The following is a 17,118-nucleotide window of genomic DNA, read 5'->3' as shown; positions in this document are numbered from 1 at the left end:
TAGATGAATGATTCATTCAAAAGGAGCGAAATATACAGTTATGTTAGATAAAAACAAATTAGAAAAGGTTAATCAAGCGCATTTGTGTGAATACGAAAAAATGATGAGCACAAATGAAAAAGAACGACTTAGTGATAAGATCGATTCATTAGATTTAGTAGAAATTCAAAAATTATACAATGACGTTTATGTCAATAGACAAGAAATAGAAGATGTCTCAGATGTACATGAAGTTGATTTTGAACAACGTGCATCATTCACAGACGAAACCATTGCAATGTATACAGAAGAAGGACTTTCAGCGATTCGAGAAGGCAAGTTTGCGGTACTCCTTTTAGCGGGTGGACAAGGAACACGTCTTGGTCATAAAGGGCCTAAAGGTACATTCACACTAGGCAATAAAAGCCTTTTTGAATTACAAGCAGACCAATTATTAAAACTTCACGAAGATACAGGTCATTATGTGGACTGGTATATTATGACAAGCGATATCAATGATGAAGAGACACGTGCTTTTTTTGAAACACAACGCTATTTCAATTACCCACAAGACCATATTTATTTCTATAAACAAGACAATATAGTGGCATTAAATGAAGCGGGTCAATTGATTTTTGATAAAAATGGTCAAATAATGGAAACACCAAATGGTAATGGTGGCGTGTTTAAATCATTGAAAAAAGCAGGTTACTTATCTCAAATGATTGAAGAAGGTAATGAGTATGTATTCATGAATAACATTGATAATGTGCTTGTACGTGTACTTGATCCGGTATTTGCTGGTTTTACAGTTCATCACCAAAAAGATGTGACATCAAAATCCATTGCGCCAAAACAAGGTGAGTCAGTTGGACGTCTTGTTGTGAAAGAAGGTAAAGATGCGGTCTTAGAATATTCTGAGTTAGCAGAAGGGGCAGCAGACAACTTTAACAATGCAAATATTGGTATTCACGCATTCCGCCTTGATTTTATTAATAGCGCTGTTGATAATGCTTTACCATATCATTTAGCGATTAAGCAACTTGAACAATTAGATGAAGATTTTGGTGTTGTAACGCGTCCAACATTAAAGTTTGAATTATTCTATTTTGATATTTTTCAATATGCAAATTCTTTCATCACATTACAAGTATCACGTGAAGAAGAGTTCAGTCCATTGAAGAATAAAGAAGGGAAAGATAGCGTTGAAACGGCAACTGTAGACTTGAGACGTTTAAATATTATAGAGTAGGTGATGAGATGTCGAAAGTAGGTACAGTGAATGGAAAGAAGGTTAAGCAAAAAACAGCCTTCGAAACATTCAAAGAAATAAACCCATTAAGTTTTGGGGAAGAAATAGGTAACTCAGTGTCACACGGTGTCGCGGCAATTCTGATGTTACTTGCGTTACCATATGCAGCTGTCTATAGTTACATTCATCACGGTGTATTGATGTCAGTCAGTGTTTCTATCTTTGTGATTAGTTTGTTTTTAATGTTTATGTCTTCAACGGTGTATCACTCAATGCAACAAAATTCACCACATAAGTATGTGATGCGTATTATTGATCACAGTATGATATATGTTGCCATTTCAGGAACATATACACCTGTATCACTGGTGTTAGTCGGTGGCTGGCTTGGCTGGACGATTATGGTTATCCTATGGGCAACAACAATATGGGGGATTTTGTATAAAGCCATTGCAACAAAAGTGAATCCCAAGTTAAGCCTCATGATTTATTTATTAATGGGATGGGTAGGTGTGATTTATGCACCTATTATCATCGGTAAAGGATTATGGTGGTTCTTAATATTTATTTTGCTTGGTGGTATTGCTTATACAATTGGTGCTTGGTTCTATGCACAAAAGAATCGACCATACTTCCATATGATTTGGCATATTTTCATTTTAATTGCATCACTATTCCATTTTGTAGGAATTCTTTACTTTATGTAGTAGTACGCACATAAATAAATAGTAGTATTTGTTGGCTAGGAATTCATTGTTACAGTGAACCCTAGCCTTTGTTGATGTATGATTATCATGGTTTACATATATTGAAAGGAGGGCTTTGATGAATTTTAAAAAAATGAGCATCATTATTTCGCTAGTTCTTATCATGTTTATGTCTGCAATTGAAACATCTATTGTCTCGTTAGCGTTGCCGACCATTCGTGATGATCTCAATGCAATGTTACCCATATCACTGGTGTTCACTGTTTACTTCATCGGAATTGTGATTGTGATTCCATTATTAAGTGAACTGATGTCGCGAATGAAAGTGATCTATGTCACGATTGCGGGATTGGTATTATTTATAGGAGGTAGTTTACTTTCGGGATTGAGCCCAAACTTTGAAGTGTTGATTATTGCACGCTTTATTCAAGGTATCGGTGCAGGTGTGAATATGTCACTAGCTCAAATCATTCCTAAGTTGGCTTTCGAAATTCCTTTCCGTTACAAAGTGATGGGAATTGTCGGAAGTGTTTGGGGGATTTCTAGTATTTTAGGACCATTCCTGGGAGGCTTTATATTAGAAGTTGCAACATGGCATTGGCTGTTCTATATTAATGTGCCAATTGGCTTCATTGCTTTTGTCTTTGTATTATATTCGTATCATTTTGAAAATGAAAAAATCGTACGACAAAAAGTGGATTATAAAGGACTGTCATTATTTTATGTCCTCATTCTATTATTAATTGGTGCAATGGTTATGCCAATCTCACTCTATGTATCATTAATAGGTATGATTCTAGTATTTGTATGCAGTGTGGTTCTGTTAAAGATATCACGACATCAGGACTCGCCATTTTTACCTATTCGTGAATTCCAACCTAAGATTGTACGTGCTTTCTTCACAGACTTCTTCGTTGCATTTGTTCTGATAGGTTTTAATGTATTTGTACCGACTTATTTACAAGATTATCTTCACTTAAGTCCATTACAAAGCGGATTAATTGTATTTCCGTTGACATTTGCTTGGTTGGTGATTAATTTTACATTAGACAAGATTGAAGCAAAGCTTTCTACCAAAGGCATTTACCTATTGGCATTTGTCATATTACTAGTGGGTAGCTTGAGTATGTTTATTGGTGCGTCACGTATTACTGTGATTGCCGTTGTAATGTTTGCCGCTGGATTAAGTTTTGGTATGCTTTATACAAAAGATAGCATTGTAGTTCAAGAAAGTGCGTCACAAAGTCATATGAAGAAAATGATGTCTTTATTTACCCTGACACGTAATATGGGAAATGCAACAGGATCAGCAGTTGTAGGAATGATTTATACATGGCAAGTTTCTTTCACATCTTGGCCAATTCAAAATGTGATGGCAACAAGTATGATTGTGGTGCTCATGCTGACGTTTATCTGGTCTTTATCAAATAAAAATGAGATGTAAATACAATAACTTTAAAATGGAGGGATGAACGTGAAAGGTAAAATTAATTTATTTTCCTTATTCGTCATACTCTCCATTTTTGTTGTTTCTGGTATGATATTTTTAACATTACTCGCATTTGGTTTATATGGTCTTAGCCGTATTTTGATTTTTTTACAGTTAGGTGAGTTTGAATATAACAAAGGCTTTTATGATAACTTAATTTATTATGGTAGCTATATTTTATTGAGTTATTTTGTTGTATTTAGTATTGAATATACGATGGATTTATTTAGAAAAAAGCTTTATGCAAGTCCTTATTTAAAAGGAATGACATTTCATCTCATTACATATACATTAATGGTGATTATGTTCTATTATACGATTCACATTTATTACACGAAAATCCATATTGATTATTGGGTCATTATGGTAATCATCGCATTTTTATATGTATGCAAAGAAGTGTTTTATCCAGACTCTGAAGATTTAAATCGTCCTCTTTAAATAGTTGAATGCATATCAGTTATTTGCCAAGTGTAAATGTTAGGCGTAGAATGTAATGGTTAAGAGAGGGGAGAATGTTTATGACATCTCATGTTCAAGTTAGTAGAGAGCAACGTAATATTATTGTTGCAGTCATGCTCATTAGTGCGTTTATCGCAATACTAAACCAGACTTTATTAAATACAGCCTTGCCTGCAATTATGCATGGATTAAATATTGATGAGAATACATCACAATGGCTTGTAACTGGTTTTATGTTAGTTAATGGAATTATGATTCCATTAACAGCCTATTTTATGGATCGCGTCCCTTCCCGCAAATTGTACATTATAGCGATGGGGATGTTTTTAATTGGTTCCATTACTGCAGCCTTAGCACCAAACTTTATAACATTGATGATTGCACGTGTGATACAAGCAATGGGTGCTGGGATTATTATGCCACTTAGTCAATTTACAATGTTTTCACTTTTTCCGAAAGATCGTCGTGGTTTTGCGATGGGACTTTCCGGGTTAGTCATTCAATTTGCTCCAGCTATCGGACCTACTTTATCGGGTTTACTTGTTGATCACTTCTCATGGCGCGCACCACTTTATGTTGTAGTTGTAGTAGCCATTATTGGTTATGTTTTTGGTATGAAGTACATGCGTAACTTTAGCGATACAAGACATGTCGTATTAGACAAGTTTTCTGTAGTACTTTCAACGTTTGGATTCGGATTAATGCTCTACTCATTTAGTATGGCAGGATCTCAAGGATTCCATCATCCGATTGTCTTTGTATCGTTAATCATCAGTTTTATTATTGTCGGTATTTTTATTGTCCGTCAGCTTAAAATTGATAATCCAATCTTGAATTTACATGCATTCGAAACACGTACTTTCACACTCACATCTATTGCGTCGATGATTGCATTTACTTCTATGGTAGGACCCGCATTGCTCATTCCATTATACGTCCAAAATTCATTGGGACTATCAGCAATGCTCTCCGGTTTAGTTGTACTACCAGGTGCAGTCATTAATGGCATTATGTCTGTTATCACAGGTCGCTTATATGATAAGTTAGGCGCTCGCGTACTTGTCATACCAGGATTTGCAATATTATTGATATCTACATTTATGATGACACGATTAACAGGTCACACAGCATACCTGTATGTTATCACTATGTATACAATTCGCCTATTCTCGATTTCATTAATTATGATGCCACTAAATACAGCAGGCATTAACTCACTTTCAAACGAGATGGTGTCACACGGTACTGCGATTATGAATACATTACGTACCATTGCAGGTTCTATGGGTACAGCCCTTATGGTTACATTAATGTCAATCGGTGCTGCACATTATATTGCACCAACAGGCATGTCATCAGCGATTATAAAAAGTGAAGCAATGGCAGCAGGTGTCAATCTCGCGTTTTATGTCACAACGGCACTTGTATTTATAGGATTTATCTTAAGTTTCTTCATCTATGACCGTGGTAAAAAAAGAAGAACACCAAAACCACGCAAACAGTGGCAACCAGAAGGCAATGTTTCTCAGTCTTAAATGTGTCCTCGTGTGATTTGAAGAAGCGGAAAAATTAAAAGTGAATAGATAGAAATACACTGGAAACTGACTGAAAAAGAGCTAAATGTAGACTTTTTTGGTCAGTTTTTTATGAATAGGGGACTTTTTGTGATAAATAAGGGCTTTACCCTTATGCAATCGCTTTATATTTTGTTAAACTGTATATAAACGTGTACAAAAGGAGAGATCATCCGTGTTAACAGTAGAAGAAGTCAAACAGATCGTTGGAGAAATCAATGATCCAATTATCCATGTGCCATTAAGCGAAACTGGTGGCGTAATAGATGTATCAGTTAAAGAAGAAAAAGAACATGTAAGTGTCAAAGTAGCGATGGCACAACTAGGTGGACAAACACAACTAGATCTACAAATGGAAATTGTAGAAAAGCTAAAAGAAAATGGTGCGAAAACAGTAGGTATTCGTTTTGAAGAATTACCAGAAGAAACTGTAGCAAAATATCGTGGCAGCCAAGAAGAAGAACAACAAACAATTGAACAGTTCATTGCACAAGGCAACGATCTTGAATTTATCGCAGTTGCATCAGGTAAAGGTGGCGTTGGTAAATCAACAGTTGCTGTGAACTTAGCTGTTTCATTGGCACGTGAAGGGAAACGTGTTGGTTTAATTGATGCAGATATCTATGGTTTTAGTGTTCCAGATATGATGGGTATTGACGAGAAACCAGGAATTGAAGGGAAAACAGTAGTACCGGTTGAACGACATGGTGTTAAAGTCATTTCAATGGCATTCTTTGTAGAAGAAAACGCACCTGTTATTTGGCGTGGACCAATGCTTGGAAAAATGTTAACGAACTTCTTCACAGAGGTTAAGTGGGGAGATTTAGATTACCTTATCTTAGACTTACCACCTGGTACAGGTGACGTCGCATTAGATGTGCATACAATGTTACCATCTAGTAAAGAAATTATTGTTACAACACCACACCCAACGGCAGCATTTGTTGCAGCACGTGCTGGTGCGATGGCAAAACATACAGAACACTCTATTTTAGGTGTTATCGAAAATATGTCTTACTTTGAAAGTAAAGAAACTGGTAATAAGGAATATGTATTCGGTCAAGGTGGCGGTCAAAAACTAGCAGATGAGCTACAAACTGACCTTCTTGGACAATTGCCGCTTGAACAACCATCATGGAAACCAGTGGACTTTGCTCCATCTATTTATCAACCAGAAGATAAACTAGGCGAAATTTATAGAGACATTGCAAGAAAAGTAATCGAAAAAACAGGTAAGTAATAACAAATAATGGCGACCAGAAAAGGGTGACATACCACTTTTCTAGTCGCTTTTTATATGCAATGTGTGTGAATAGAGAGGCGATTGTAGCGGCTGAATTGTAAGTGATCATAAAAATATAAAAAAATTAAAAAAGGGGCTTGATTTTTTATGCTAAAGCCAGTAGAATATTTTCTTGTGAGCGAGAGCTTATAACAATCTAAAATAAAAAATAAATTTTATTTTATGGTTGACAACAAAATGATTACTTGTTATGATGTTAAAGTCGCACTAACGAGTGACAAAAAGAAATCAACAAAAGCAAATCGATGGTGTAAAATTTACTATTGATAAAGATTCGAAAATGCTTTATGATTGATTAAGTCTTGAAAAACGAATCAACATTAAATGGAATGTTGATTTTTTAAAGACAAGATGAACATTGAAAACTGAATGACAATATGTCAACGTTAATTCCGATAATTTGAGTACTCAGAGTAGTACTTTCAAGAGTGATTGACTTAAACAATTAAACGAGCTAATCAAGCTTACTTCTTTTATGGAGAGTTTGATCCTGGCTCAGGATGAACGCTGGCGGCGTGCCTAATACATGCAAGTCGAGCGAACAGACGAGGTGCTTGCACCTCTGACGTTAGCGGCGGACGGGTGAGTAACACGTGGGTAACCTACCTATAAGACTGGAATAACTTCGGGAAACCGGAGCTAATACCGGATAACATATTGAACCGCATGGTTCAATAGTGAAAGACGGTCTTGCTGTCACTTATAGATGGACCCGCGCCGTATTAGCTAGTTGGTAAGGTAACGGCTTACCAAGGCGACGATACGTAGCCGACCTGAGAGGGTGATCGGCCACACTGGAACTGAGACACGGTCCAGACTCCTACGGGAGGCAGCAGTAGGGAATCTTCCGCAATGGGCGAAAGCCTGACGGAGCAACGCCGCGTGAGTGATGAAGGTCTTCGGATCGTAAAGCTCTGTTATTAGGGAAGAACAAACGTGTAAGTAACTGTGCACGTCTTGACGGTACCTAATCAGAAAGCCACGGCTAACTACGTGCCAGCAGCCGCGGTAATACGTAGGTGGCAAGCGTTATCCGGAATTATTGGGCGTAAAGCGCGCGTAGGCGGTTTTTTAAGTCTGATGTGAAAGCCCACGGCTCAACCGTGGAGGGTCATTGGAAACTGGAAAACTTGAGTGCAGAAGAGGAAAGTGGAATTCCATGTGTAGCGGTGAAATGCGCAGAGATATGGAGGAACACCAGTGGCGAAGGCGGCTTTCTGGTCTGCAACTGACGCTGATGTGCGAAAGCGTGGGGATCAAACAGGATTAGATACCCTGGTAGTCCACGCCGTAAACGATGAGTGCTAAGTGTTAGGGGGTTTCCGCCCCTTAGTGCTGCAGCTAACGCATTAAGCACTCCGCCTGGGGAGTACGGTCGCAAGACTGAAACTCAAAGGAATTGACGGGGACCCGCACAAGCGGTGGAGCATGTGGTTTAATTCGAAGCAACGCGAAGAACCTTACCAAATCTTGACATCCTTTGACCGTACTAGAGATAGTGTTTTCCTCTTCGGAGGACAAAGTGACAGGTGGTGCATGGTTGTCGTCAGCTCGTGTCGTGAGATGTTGGGTTAAGTCCCGCAACGAGCGCAACCCTTGAGCTTAGTTGCCATCATTAAGTTGGGCACTCTAAGTTGACTGCCGGTGACAAACCGGAGGAAGGTGGGGATGACGTCAAATCATCATGCCCCTTATGATTTGGGCTACACACGTGCTACAATGGACATTACAAAGGGCAGCAAAACCGCGAGGTCAAGCAAATCCCATAAAGATGTTCTCAGTTCGGATTGTAGTCTGCAACTCGACTACATGAAGCTGGAATCGCTAGTAATCGTAGATCAGCATGCTACGGTGAATACGTTCCCGGGTCTTGTACACACCGCCCGTCACACCACGAGAGTTTGTAACACCCGAAGCCGGTGGAGTAACCATTTGGAGCTAGCCGTCGAAGGTGGGACAAATGATTGGGGTGAAGTCGTAACAAGGTAGCCGTATCGGAAGGTGCGGCTGGATCACCTCCTTTCTAAGGATAATATACGGAATATCACCTTTAGGTGATAAGCGGATTAACGTGACATATTGTATTCAGTTTTGAATGCTCATTATTGAGGATTCAACTTATAATTAAAAATTAAATTGAAAGCATTTATCAGTCTATGAATTTCTTGATGAACGCAGCGAAGATTACTTAGCGTAACTGAGCAAGTGAAGAAAGAAATGAAGCAGAATGAAAAGGCTTGCCAATTTAATGACTTGTACATTGAAAACTAGATAAGTAAGTATAAAAGATTTTACCAAGCAAAAACCGAGTGAATAGCGAAAGCTTGAAACTAAAAATTATCGCTAGTCGTCAAATGACGACTCACATAATTAATAACTATAGATTAAGTTATTAAGGGCGCACGGTGAATACCTTGGCACTAGAAGCCGAAGAAGGACGTTACTAACGACGATATGCTTTGGGGAGCTGTAAGTAAGCTGTAATCCAGAGATTTCCAAATGGGGAAACCCAGCACGAGTTATGTCGTGTTATCTACATGTGAATACATAGCATGTAAGAAGGCAGACCCGGAGAACTGAAACATCTTAGTACCCGGAGGAAGAGAAAGAAAAATCGATTCCCTGAGTAGCGGCGAGCGAAACGGGAAGAGCCCAAACCAACAAGCTTGCTTGTTGGGGTTGTAGGACACTCTATACGGAGTTACAAAAGGACATGTTAGACGAATAATCTGGAAAGGTTAATCATAGAAGGTAATAATCCTGTAGTCGAAAACGTGACCTCTCTTGAGTGGATCCTGAGTACGGCGGAGCACGTGAAATTCCGTCGGAATCTGGGAGGACCATCTCCTAAGGCTAAATACTCTCTAGTGACCGATAGTGAACCAGTACCGTGAGGGAAAGGTGAAAAGTACCCCGGAAGGGGAGTGAAAGAGAACTTGAAACCGTGTGCTTACAAGTAGTCAGAGCCCGTTAATGGGTGATGGCGTGCCTTTTGTAGAATGAACCGGCGAGTTACGATCTGATGCAAGGTTAAGCAGAAAATGTGGAGCCGTAGCGAAAGCGAGTCTGAATAGGGCGAATGAGTATTTGGTCGTAGACCCGAAACCAGGTGATCTACCCTTGGTCAGGTTGAAGTTCAGGTAACACTGAATGGAGGACCGAACCGACTTACGTTGAAAAGTGAGCGGATGAACTGAGGGTAGCGGAGAAATTCCAATCGAACTTGGAGATAGCTGGTTCTCTCCGAAATAGCTTTAGGGCTAGCCTCAAGTGATGATTATTGGAGGTAGAGCACTGTTTGGACGAGGGGCCCCTCTCGGGTTACCGAATTCAGACAAACTCCGAATGCCAAATAATTTAACTTGGGAGTCAGAATGTGGGTGATAAGGTCCATATTCGAAAGGGAAACAGCCCAGACCACCAGCTAAGGTCCCAAAATATATGTTAAGTGGAAAAGGATGTGGCGTTGCCCAGACAACTAGGATGTTGGCTTAGAAGCAGCCATCATTTAAAGAGTGCGTAATAGCTCACTAGTCGAGTGACACTGCGCCGAAAATGTACCGGGGCTAAACATATTACCGAAGCTGTGGATTGTCCGTAGGACAATGGTAGGAGAGCGTTCTAAGGGCGTTGAAGCATGATCGCAAGGACATGTGGAGCGCTTAGAAGTGAGAATGCCGGTGTGAGTAGCGAAAGACGGGTGAGAATCCCGTCCACCGATTGACTAAGGTTTCCAGAGGAAGGCTCGTCCGCTCTGGGTTAGTCGGGTCCTAAGCTGAGGCCGAAAGGCGTAGGCGATGGATAACAGGTTGATATTCCTGTACCACCTAAATTCGTTTTAAGCGATGGGGGGACGCAGTAGGATAGGCGAAGCGTGCTGTTGGAGTGCACGTCTAAGCAGTGAGATTGAGTGTTAGGCAAATCCGGCACTCGTTAAGATTGAGCTGTGATGGGGAGAAGAAATACGTTTCTTCGAGTCGTTGATTTCACACTGCCGAGAAAAGCCTCTAGCTAGAAAATAGGTGCCCGTACCGCAAACCGACACAGGTAGTCAAGATGAGAATTCTAAGGTGAGCGAGCGAACTCTCGTTAAGGAACTCGGCAAAATGACCCCGTAACTTCGGGAGAAGGGGTGCTCTTTAGGGTTCACGCTCTGAAGAGCCGCAGTGAATAGGCCCAAGCGACTGTTTATCAAAAACACAGGTCTCTGCTAAACCGTAAGGTGACGTATAGGGGCTGACGCCTGCCCGGTGCTGGAAGGTTAAGAGGAGTGGTTAGCTTCTGCGAAGCTACGAATCGAAGCCCCAGTAAACGGCGGCCGTAACTATAACGGTCCTAAGGTAGCGAAATTCCTTGTCGGGTAAGTTCCGACCCGCACGAAAGGCGTAACGATTTGGGCACTGTCTCAACGAGAGACTCGGTGAAATCATAGTACCGGTGAAGATGCCGGTTACCCGCGACAGGACGGAAAGACCCCGTGGAGCTTTACTGTAGCCTGATATTGAAATTCGGTACAGTTTGTACAGGATAGGTAGGAGCCTTAGAAGCGTGAGCGCTAGCTTACGTGGAGGCATTGGTGGGATACTACCCTAATTGTATTGGATTTCTAACCCGCAGCACTTAGCGTGCTGGGAGACAGTGTCAGGCGGGCAGTTTGACTGGGGCGGTCGCCTCCTAAAGAGTAACGGAGGCGCTCAAAGGTTCCCTCAGAATGGTTGGAAATCATTCAAAGAGTGTAAAGGCATAAGGGAGCTTGACTGCGAGACCTACAAGTCGAGCAGGGTCGAAAGACGGACTTAGTGATCCGGTGGTTCCGCATGGAAGGGCCATCGCTCAACGGATAAAAGCTACCCCGGGGATAACAGGCTTATCTCCCCCAAGAGTTCACATCGACGGGGAGGTTTGGCACCTCGATGTCGGCTCATCGCATCCTGGGGCTGTAGTCGGTCCCAAGGGTTGGGCTGTTCGCCCATTAAAGCGGTACGCGAGCTGGGTTCAGAACGTCGTGAGACAGTTCGGTCCCTATCCGTCGTGGGCGTAGGAAATTTGAGAGGCGCTGTCCTTAGTACGAGAGGACCGGGATGGACATACCTCTGGTGTACCAGTTGTCGCGCCAGCGGCATAGCTGGGTAGCTATGTATGGACGGGATAAGTGCTGAAAGCATCTAAGCATGAAGCCCCCCTCGAGATGAGATTTCCCAACTTCGGTTATAAGATCCCTCAAAGATGATGAGGTTAATAGGTTCGAGGTGGAAGCGTAGTGATACGTGGAGCTGACGAATACTAATCGATCGAAGACTTAATCAAATTTTTTCACAAGGTTTTGTTTGTGTAACTGATATACTTACTATCTAGTTTTGAATGTATAACATTCATTTTATCTGGTGCCAATGGCAAAGAGGTCACACCTGTTCCCATGCCGAACACAGAAGTTAAGCTCTTTAGCGCCGATGGTAGTTGAACTGACGTTCCGCTAGAGTAGGAAGGTGCCAGGTAATCTTATTAATCCACAGTAGCTCAGTGGTAGAGCTATCGGCTGTTAACCGATCGGTCGTAGGTTCGAGTCCTACCTGTGGAGCCATTAAGGCCCCTTGGTCAAGCGGTTAAGACACCGCCCTTTCACGGCGGTAACACGGGTTCGAGTCCCGTAGGGGTCACTTTTTTGGAGAATTAGCTCAGCTGGGAGAGCATCTGCCTTACAAGCAGAGGGTCGGCGGTTCGAACCCGTCATTCTCCACCATTTTAATTTTATACGCGGAGGGGTAGCGAAGTGGCTAAACGCGGCGGACTGTAAATCCGCTCCTTCGGGTTCGGCAGTTCGAATCTGCCCCCCTCCACCATCTTTGGGCTATAGCCAAGCGGTAAGGCAACGGACTTTGACTCCGTCACTCGCTGGTTCGAATCCAGCTAGCCCAGCCATAAGAGCCATTAGCTCAGTTGGTAGAGCATCTGACTTTTAATCAGAGGGTCAGAGGTTCGAATCCTCTATGGCTCACTTTTAACCCTATCTCGATTGAGATAGGGTTTTTTGGTTTTTTATGTTTTAAAGGAACTTTTTTTTGTGCTTGAAGCCAGACATATCAATACTTTAAGGCCAATTACCCTTGCCGGCAATAGTTACCTTTATTATCAAGATAAGAAAAAACTCGTTTCACTCGTTCCAAAAAGAGCTTTGTACTAAAATGTACAAAGCTCCAAAAAAACTAAATTCATCTTGCTAATTTAAGTAAAAATACTACTAACTTAATAAACTGCCCATATCAGACTTTATGTCATTTGCTAATACTTGCAATTCAGGAAAATAATTATTAGCAAAACCAATTATTATTTTGTTTTTTACGAACGTATTAATCTCTCGATCTTCTGGAATAGTATTAGCTATTAAATCTAAAAGCTCACTATGATTTATATCCTCAATACTCACTGTGTTTAAATAATTTAAAATTGCTAAATATAGTTTATCAAATACATCATGTTCAAAATCAAAGTCTAATAATAATAAACTAACAGAATTAGTTTCTATCTGATTATCTCCAATTTTATCTGCAAGCTCTCGTATAGCTTGGTAAAGTAATCTAAAACTTTCTTTTTCTTTTAACATAATAAACTCCTTAAATTATTAAAATAGCCAATATATAGCTTCTTTTAAGCTCACTCCTAAAGTATGAGCTTGAGATTCTGATAAACCAGCTAAACGGTCCGCTCTAATTCCAGCATCTCTTACCGCATTAGCAGGAACTTCACTCTATTTCAACATAGGCTTTAACTCTTTTACTAATGGACTATAAGCTTTATTAAAAGCTTTAGCCGCCTTTTTACCACCTACTATTTCTACCACACCAACTGCTTTACTTTTATTATTAATTTAATAGCAGTCTTAACAACCTTTGTAGCTCCAATTCGGTTTTGAACCTCTGGATTCACTGGTAAATTCGGATTTCTATTTATTTTCACTCCATCTACCGTTACATATTTTGCTTGATTATTACTATTAGCTGTTGTTGTAGAAGACTCATTTTTAATATTACTTTCTTTGGCATCTGCAAATGGACTAATTGTTGATAATAAAACAGCACTCATCACTAATGTTCCAAATGATTTTTTTAGTTTCAAAATAAAAAAACTCCTTTTCTCTCCTTTCTCTAAATTTACTCCCAAATCTTTAAAAAACATTCCTAATATAAACATATCATAATATTGCTTTATTCCAATTGCTTTATTGACGTTGAGCCTCGGAACCTTTAACAATCCCAAAATATGTCGAATGGTCGGCTTAATAGCTCACGCTATGCCGACATTCGTATGCAAGTTTAGTTAAGGCTTCTTCTCAACATCAATAAATTTTCTCGGCATAAACGACAAATGAATTATGTAGTCGACTATACGTTGAACACCCCCTTTATTAAATTGTGATTTTATTCATATCTTAATCCATACGATAATTTCAAATATCCGAAAGAACTCGATATTTTGCAAACCCTTTTTCTCGTGACTATCTTAGTTAAACTTTAGTTTAATTAAGATTTTTTATTTTCTCGTTGTCCAAGGGCGCACTTACACACCTAAAAGGTATCGTGCTAAAACCAAATTATACGTGCGATAATCCAATATCCTTATTTCGCATTTTAAAGGGACATTAAGAACAATCTCCAAATTTTTATTACCTTCAAAACTTTTTCGTTGCTTAGAACGGAAATATGAGCCGTATAAGATACATCTATCTATACAGTTAACCTACATTTTTACTGGTTTTATAACTGCAAGAAAAGTATATGAAAAATGTACAGATAAATGTCATAAAAATACCGTGTTAATTTACTAATACAACTGTATTTTACAAATTTGCTTTGTTGCACTGTTTAAAAATTCTAGTCTGATTGGAACTCCCTAAAACTAATTAATATCAACCGATATTTTTTTAGTCCGTTTCTAAACTCAAAAAAACGCTAGCTTTTTAGCTAACGTAATTTATAATCATTGTTCTTCTTCAATTTCATCAATCATTCGATGATTAAGCTCTCTTTTTTCTTCTTCGGTTAAATCATGAAGTTCACTTGCTAAGTATTCTTTTTGTTTCCAAATATAGAAAATTTGATAGATATATTCAGTTGGATCAATTTCTTTTAAATAATCTAAAAACCCATTTTTTAATTTCTTTCTAGCCTCTTTAAATAATCCTGAATAAACTAACACCTGTTTACCTTTAAGTGATTTATAAAATGTATCAAAAAACCTTTTGATTTATTAAATAATCACTATCTTTACCAGAATACTTAGCCATTTCATATAACTCTTTATTATTATTTTGTCTTATTTTTTGAACTTGAACTTGTGTAATTTCTAAAATACCTGTTACATCACGCCATAAATCTAACCATTCTTGTTGACTAATATAATATCTTTTATCTGTAAAATATAATTTATTTACTGCAATTAATACATGAAAATGAGGATTATAATCATCTCGTTATTTATTGTATGTAATTTCTAATTTCCTTACATAACCTTTAATAACACTATTAACTTGTTTTCTTTTAATTAGTTTTCTAAAGGACTGATTATAATGCTTACTTTCATTTTCTAACTCATCTTTAGATACATTAGGTGTTGTTAAAGTTAAAAATATAAACTCTTTTTTATATTCTTTTTGTACATAACATACTGCATCATTAAAGATAAACCTAACGCATCTTTTCTTGCTTTACGCCATGCACAAACTGGGCAAAATCGATTTTTACAAGAATTAGTTTTATATAATTTCTGTTTCTCCAAAGTCTTATCAGCTACAAAAGACAGAAATGTATTATAATCTTTAACTAAATCCATTTGATTTTCTCCAATATGACGTTTAATAAATTTCTGAAATACTTGATTTCTTTGCTTTTTCTCAGTATACTTTTCCATGTTATAATAAATAAAAACAACTTAGTTGTCACAAACTAGGATAATAAAAAAAATTACTTTTTACCCCTTTCTATGTATGTTTTTTACTAGTCATTTAAAACGATACATTAATAGGTATGAAAAAGGGGGCTTAATCTTTTGTGGTGGGATGGCATGAAATGCTATCCCGCCTTTTTTATGTTTTTAATCATTTTAGATATAAAAAAAGCGCTCATGCCTCTATCATTTTAAGTGCCTAAACAAAAAATCAAGAGGAGACATGATGCGCCTATGTGTCATGATATATTAAAACTATAATAAATGAAAGTTGTCAGTTTTTAAAGTAAATCATGACACTTTCATTCTTTAATGAATTACTTTGGTAATCAAATATTAATTCCATTAAATACTTGATTTTATTAGTTTGATTGATTATTCTGACAATGGTGCGTTTGAGACATTAAAGGGGTTATCAAGCGCAATATAAACAAGGGGGAATAAAAAATGAATAAAAAAATTGAATTGATTGGTGCACCAGTATTATTTGGACAACAAAAGTTTGGGGTAGATTTTGGTCCAGATGCCATTCGCTATGCAGGTGTTGTTGAAAGACTAAAAAGAATTGGTCATGGAGTTATAGATAGTGGTAATATTCCTGTACCACCTGTTGATGTTGAGAAGGTGCAACAAGAAACTACAGGATTACGAAACTATGATGAATTACTCACTTATAATCAAACTTTAATGGATAAAGTTTCAGAAAGTGTGTCTCAAGGTCATTTTCCAGTCGTTTTAGGTGGTGACCATTCATTAGCAATCGGGTCTGTATCAGCTGTTAGTAAGCATTATGATAAGTTGGGTGTCATTTGGTATGATGCGCATGGTGATCTGAACATTCCAGAAGAATCGCCTTCAGGAAATGTTCATGGTATGTCATTACGTGTGCTTGCAGGGGATGGAGATGAACAGTTTGTACAGTTAGGTGGCTTTTCACCTAAAGTAACGCCAGACCGGATTGTTTTAATCGGCATGCGTGATTTGGATTATGGTGAGCGCCAATATATTAAAAAGCATGGCATTAAAACATATACTATGGCAGATATCGATGCTTTAGGTATTAAAACAGTGATACAAGAAACGATTTCTTATTTAGAAGAAAGAACGGATAGTGTTCATTTATCTTTAGATGTAGATGCGCTTGATCCTAATGAAACACCGGGAACAGGCACAAAAGTATCAGGTGGCTTAACTTATTGTGAAAGTCATTTTGCGTTAGAGTTATTACAACAATCTGGCCTAATCAAATCAATGGATTTAGTAGAAGTGAATCCATTACTAGATCAAGGAAATCATACTGCAGAACAAGCAGTTGCTTTGTTAGGATCTTTCTTTGGGGAAACCTTATTATAATCTAATTGATATATGACAAGTCGCTATCATACTTGTTATAATAAAGGTTATGGGAATAG

At 38.5% G+C, this 17,118-nt stretch carries 8 protein-coding genes, 6 tRNA genes, 3 rRNA genes and 2 pseudogenes; 16 read left to right on the top strand and 3 right to left on the bottom strand.

All coding sequences use genetic code 11. The features are described from left to right. The first annotated feature begins 40 nt into the window (after positions 1 to 40). The 15 genes from MUA88_RS08770 to MUA88_RS08700 all read left to right on the top strand — a co-directional run bounded on the left by MUA88_RS08770 (position 41) and on the right by MUA88_RS08700 (position 12,761). A complete protein-coding gene (locus tag MUA88_RS08770; protein WP_262605157.1) occupies positions 41 to 1,231 on the top strand; it encodes a UTP--glucose-1-phosphate uridylyltransferase in 1,191 nt (396 codons plus the stop codon). Between the two features lie 8 nt (positions 1,232 to 1,239). Further along, positions 1,240 to 1,938 carry a PAQR family membrane homeostasis protein TrhA gene (trhA, locus tag MUA88_RS08765; RefSeq protein WP_262603786.1) on the top strand — a complete coding sequence of 233 codons (699 nt, stop codon included), beginning with the start codon at positions 1,240 to 1,242 and terminating at the stop codon, positions 1,936 to 1,938. Between the two features lie 118 nt (positions 1,939 to 2,056). Then, a complete protein-coding gene (sdrM, locus tag MUA88_RS08760) occupies positions 2,057 to 3,382 on the top strand; it encodes a multidrug efflux MFS transporter SdrM (protein ID WP_262603785.1) in 1,326 nt (441 codons plus the stop codon). 30 nt (positions 3,383 to 3,412) lie between these two features. Continuing rightward, complete coding sequence (locus MUA88_RS08755; RefSeq protein ID WP_262603784.1) at positions 3,413 to 3,868, top strand: SepA family multidrug efflux transporter; 456 nt, start codon at positions 3,413 to 3,415, stop codon at positions 3,866 to 3,868. An 80-nt stretch (positions 3,869 to 3,948) separates the two neighbouring features. Beyond that, positions 3,949 to 5,424 (top strand): MDR family MFS transporter, encoded by a 1,476-nt coding sequence (locus MUA88_RS08750; protein ID WP_262603783.1) that lies wholly within the window; start codon positions 3,949 to 3,951, stop codon positions 5,422 to 5,424. A 214-nt stretch (positions 5,425 to 5,638) separates the two neighbouring features. Continuing rightward, positions 5,639 to 6,703: an iron-sulfur carrier protein/transcriptional regulator SalA gene (gene salA / locus MUA88_RS08745; protein ID WP_262605411.1), complete on the top strand. Its 1,065-nt coding sequence runs from the start codon at positions 5,639 to 5,641 to the stop codon at positions 6,701 to 6,703. 535 nt (positions 6,704 to 7,238) lie between these two features. Beyond that, positions 7,239 to 8,789: ribosomal RNA gene (locus MUA88_RS08740) — 16S ribosomal RNA — on the top strand. Positions 8,790 to 9,148: 359 nt separating this feature from the next. Further along, positions 9,149 to 12,073: ribosomal RNA gene (locus MUA88_RS08735) — 23S ribosomal RNA — on the top strand. A gap of 73 nt (positions 12,074 to 12,146) precedes the next feature. Continuing rightward, positions 12,147 to 12,261, top strand: a 5S ribosomal RNA gene (rrf, locus tag MUA88_RS08730). The 16S, 23S and 5S rRNA genes sit together here with 6 tRNA genes alongside, the layout of an rRNA operon. Positions 12,262 to 12,272: 11 nt before the next feature. Continuing rightward, positions 12,273 to 12,347, top strand: a tRNA-Asn gene (locus tag MUA88_RS08725). A 4-nt stretch (positions 12,348 to 12,351) separates the two neighbouring features. Further along, positions 12,352 to 12,423, top strand: a tRNA-Glu gene (locus tag MUA88_RS08720). 7 nt (positions 12,424 to 12,430) lie between these two features. Then, positions 12,431 to 12,506 (top strand) — tRNA-Val (locus tag MUA88_RS08715). A gap of 16 nt (positions 12,507 to 12,522) precedes the next feature. Beyond that, positions 12,523 to 12,606 (top strand) — tRNA-Tyr (locus MUA88_RS08710). 4 nt (positions 12,607 to 12,610) lie between these two features. Then, a tRNA-Gln gene (locus tag MUA88_RS08705) sits at positions 12,611 to 12,685 on the top strand. Positions 12,686 to 12,688: 3 nt separating this feature from the next. Then, positions 12,689 to 12,761, top strand: a tRNA-Lys gene (locus tag MUA88_RS08700). Positions 12,762 to 13,004: 243 nt separating this feature from the next. Here MUA88_RS08700 and MUA88_RS08695 read toward each other — a convergent pair. The 3 genes and pseudogenes from MUA88_RS08695 to MUA88_RS08685 all read right to left on the bottom strand — a co-directional run bounded on the left by MUA88_RS08695 (position 13,005) and on the right by MUA88_RS08685 (position 15,670). After that, complete coding sequence (locus MUA88_RS08695; RefSeq protein WP_262603781.1) at positions 13,005 to 13,367, bottom strand: hypothetical protein; 363 nt, start codon at positions 13,365 to 13,367, stop codon at positions 13,005 to 13,007. An 18-nt stretch (positions 13,368 to 13,385) separates the two neighbouring features. Next, positions 13,386 to 13,879 (bottom strand): annotated as a pseudogene (locus tag MUA88_RS10980) (YqxI family protein). An 861-nt stretch (positions 13,880 to 14,740) separates the two neighbouring features. Beyond that, positions 14,741 to 15,670: pseudogene (locus tag MUA88_RS08685) on the bottom strand (protein rep). A gap of 483 nt (positions 15,671 to 16,153) precedes the next feature. Here MUA88_RS08685 and rocF point away from each other — a divergent pair. Then, positions 16,154 to 17,059: an arginase gene (rocF, locus tag MUA88_RS08680; RefSeq protein WP_262605410.1), complete on the top strand. Its 906-nt coding sequence runs from the start codon at positions 16,154 to 16,156 to the stop codon at positions 17,057 to 17,059. Positions 17,060 to 17,118: the final 59 nt, after the last annotated feature.

Source organism: Staphylococcus sp. IVB6240 (assembly GCF_025558425.1).
GTDB lineage: Bacteria > Bacillota > Bacilli > Staphylococcales > Staphylococcaceae > Staphylococcus.
The sequence above is the reverse complement of the archived record's forward strand: the minus strand, read 5'-3'. Positions and strand labels throughout refer to the sequence as shown.